This window comes from Rhodovulum sp., from assembly GCF_011048875.1.
Lineage (GTDB): Bacteria > Pseudomonadota > Alphaproteobacteria > Rhodobacterales > Rhodobacteraceae > Rhodovulum > Rhodovulum tesquicola.
In genome coordinates this window covers 1-2916 of record NZ_DSDD01000497.1, presented here as the reverse complement: position 1 = coordinate 2916, position 2916 = coordinate 1, and the positions used below count along the sequence as shown (strand labels likewise).

Genomic DNA, 2916 nt, shown 5'->3' with positions numbered 1-2916 from the left:
GCCGACGAGGCCGGGATCGAGGCGGGCGATTTCATCACCCATGTCGACGGCGAAAGCATGCTGGGCCTGACCCTGGACCAGGCGGTCGAGATGATGCGCGGCCCCGTGGGAAGCGAGATCGTCATCACCGTGGTCCGCCCGGCGACCGAGCCTTTCGACGTCACCATCATCCGTGACACGATCAAGCTGACGGCGGTCCGTTCGCGGGTTCAGGGCGATACGGTGGTGCTGCGCGTGACCACGTTCAACGACCAGACCTATACCAATCTCGAGTCCGAGTGGAAGAAGTCAGTCGAGGAACTGGGCGGCATCGAGAATGTCAAAGGTGTCGTGCTGGACCTTCGCAACAATCCGGGCGGGCTGCTGCCGCAGGCGATCAAGGTGTCCGACGCCTTCCTCGATGCGGGCGAGATCGTCTCGACCCGTGGCCGCAACCCGCAGGACAGCGACCGCTTCAACGCCACCAAGGGCGACATCACCGGCGGAAAGCCGATGGTCGTGCTGATCAATGGCGGTTCGGCCTCGGCGTCCGAGATCGTGGCCGGTGCGCTCAAGGATCATCGCCGCGCCATCGTGGTCGGCACCAAGAGCTTCGGCAAGGGTTCGGTTCAGACGGTAATGCCGCTGAAGGGCAATAGCGCGATGCGTCTGACGACCTCGCGCTACTACACCCCGTCGGGCCGGTCGATCCAGGCGCTCGGCGTGTCGCCCGACATCGTCGTGGCCCAGCCCCCGCGCAGCCCTGTCACCGAGGACGAGACGCCCAATGGCCGCCCCGGCCGATCCGAGGCCGATCTGCGCGGCGCGCTCGGCAATGACAGCATGACCGAGGATGAACGCCGCCAGGCCGAGGAAGAGTTGAAGAAGGCCGAGGCCGCCGCCAAGCTGCGCGAGGAGGATTACCAGCTCGCCTATGCGATCGACATCCTCAAGGGCCTCTCGGCGCTTGGCCAGAACGACTAGAAAGGACAGGGCCGGACCATGCGCCGGCCCGCCATGCCCATGCTGAGCCCCGGAAAAATCGAGAAGCTGCCCTATCGCCCCTGTGTTGGCGTCATGCTGGTGAATGCCGAGGGCCGCGTTTTCGTCGGCCAGCGCAAGGACTGGCCTGAACCTGCCTGGCAGATGCCGCAGGGCGGAATCGACGGGGACGAGGACCCGCTGGCGGCGGCGCTGCGCGAGTTGTTCGAGGAAACCGGGGTGACGCCCGATCTGGTCGAGGTGATCGACCACACCGCCGACTGGGTGCAGTACGACCTGCCGCCCGAGTTGATGGGCAAGATCTGGAAGGGGCGCTATCGCGGCCAGAGGCAGCTCTGGTTCCTGATGCGCTTTCTCGGCACCGACGACCAGATCGACATCGCGACCGAGCATCCCGAGTTCTCGGAATGGGCCTGGCTCGACCCCGCCCAACTGGTGGCCAGCATCGTGCCCTTCAAGCGCGCGGTCTACGAGCGCGTCGTTGCCGAGCTTGTCGGGCGGATAGGCTGAACCCCAGCTTGCCCCCAGGACCGAAATCGCGCATCGAAGCGGCGACCAAACCGAAGGGACGCATGACCGGGAAGATCGACACCCGCGCGATGGGGCTTGATGCGGGCCTTGCGTTCATCCGCTGGCTGACCGGGGCCGAGAACCTGCATTACGGGCTGTGGACCGGCCTTGACGTGACAGCGGCCAATCTGGGCCGGGCACAGGCGGCCTATACTGATCTGCTGTTCTCGCACCTGCCCGAAGGGCGGCTGAGGATCCTCGATATCGGCGGCGGCGCGGGCGAAACGGCGGCCAAGCTGATCGCGCGGGGCCACGAGGTCGAGATCGTGGTGCCCAGCGCCTTTCCCGCCAGCCGCTGCCGTGCCAACGCGCCCGCGGCCAAGGTGCACGAGATGCCGTTCCAGGATTTCGCCTCGGCCCCGCGCTTCGATCTGTGCCTGTTCTCGGAAAGCTTCCAGTACATCCCCTGCGCGCTGGCGCTCGACAAGGCCGCCGGCCTTCTGGTGCCTGGCGGCGAGATCCTGATCGCGGACTGTTTCCGATCGGACAGCTTTCAGCGCGGGGGCCGGATCCGCACCGCAGGCGGCGGGCACCGGCTGGCACTCATGCGCGAGGAGATGGCAGCACGCGGCCTCGTGCCGCTGGCCGAGGAGGACGTCACCGAGGCTGTCGCCCCCTCGATCGATCTGGAACAGGCGCTGTTCAACGTGTCCGGCCACGCGATCACGCGGATCGACGCCGAACTGGCCGCGAAACGCCCGCGCGGGCGCTGGCTGATGCGCCGCGCGCTGGCCGTGGTGCTGGGCGCGCGCCGCCGCGAACGGCTGGCCGCCCGGCTGATTGGGCGCGAACGCTCGGCCAAGGCATTCTGCCGCGGTAACCGCTACATGATCTTCCGGCTGCGCCCGGGCGGCTGAGGGTCAGTCGTCCTCGTCACCGTCGAAGAACGGCTCCATCTGCGCCACGATCACTGCGTTCTGGGCCAGCGCCCGGTCCATCAGAGCAGCTTCCTCGGCGTCGATCTCATGGCCCTGCGCGCGCTGCTCCTCCGCGGTGCCGTAGCCCGTGACATCCAGCGGCGCGAGCCCGGCCTGCTTCAGCACGGTAACGGTTTCGCGCACCGCCTCGGCCTCGTCCACACCCGAGGCATAACACATCAGCCCCGCCCCCGAGGCACCTTCGGGCAGCCCATCGTCGGGCTTGCGACCGACCTCGACGAGCAGGGTATAGACGTGGTGCGGTTTCTTCGGTTTTTCGGTCATAGGCGAACCTTTTCAAGAACCGGCTTCGGGAAACAACCAATAGAGCGGCTCAGGCTTTCTCTGAATCGAAAGAGGATTCCCATACGGTGCGTTGTGTGATTCAGAATTCATACTGGTGAAGGAGGCCAGCATGGATGACGAAACCGTATTCAGACGACCTTCG

4 protein-coding genes are annotated in these 2916 nt (G+C 66.3%); 3 read left to right on the top strand and 1 reads right to left on the bottom strand.

Annotation, left to right across the window (positions count from 1 at the left end; translation table 11 throughout):
- The 3 genes from ENN83_RS16825 to ENN83_RS16815 all read left to right on the top strand — a co-directional run.
- Positions 1-963, top strand: a 963-nt coding sequence (locus tag ENN83_RS16825; protein ID WP_287188984.1) for a S41 family peptidase, incomplete at its 5' end; no start/stop codon positions are given.
- A gap of 18 nt (positions 964-981) precedes the next feature.
- Entirely contained in the window at positions 982-1491 is a 510-nt protein-coding gene (locus ENN83_RS16820; RefSeq protein ID WP_287188982.1) for an RNA pyrophosphohydrolase, read from the top strand.
- Between the two features lie 62 nt (positions 1492-1553).
- On the top strand, positions 1554-2408 hold the full coding sequence (locus tag ENN83_RS16815; protein ID WP_287188980.1) for a class I SAM-dependent methyltransferase: 855 nt from the start codon (positions 1554-1556) through the stop codon (positions 2406-2408).
- Between the two features lie 3 nt (positions 2409-2411).
- Here ENN83_RS16815 and ENN83_RS16810 read toward each other — a convergent pair whose 3' ends face one another.
- Positions 2412-2753, bottom strand: a complete 342-nt coding sequence (locus ENN83_RS16810) for a hypothetical protein (RefSeq protein ID WP_287188978.1) — start codon at positions 2751-2753, stop codon at positions 2412-2414.
- Between the last annotated feature and the right edge of the window lie 163 nt (positions 2754-2916).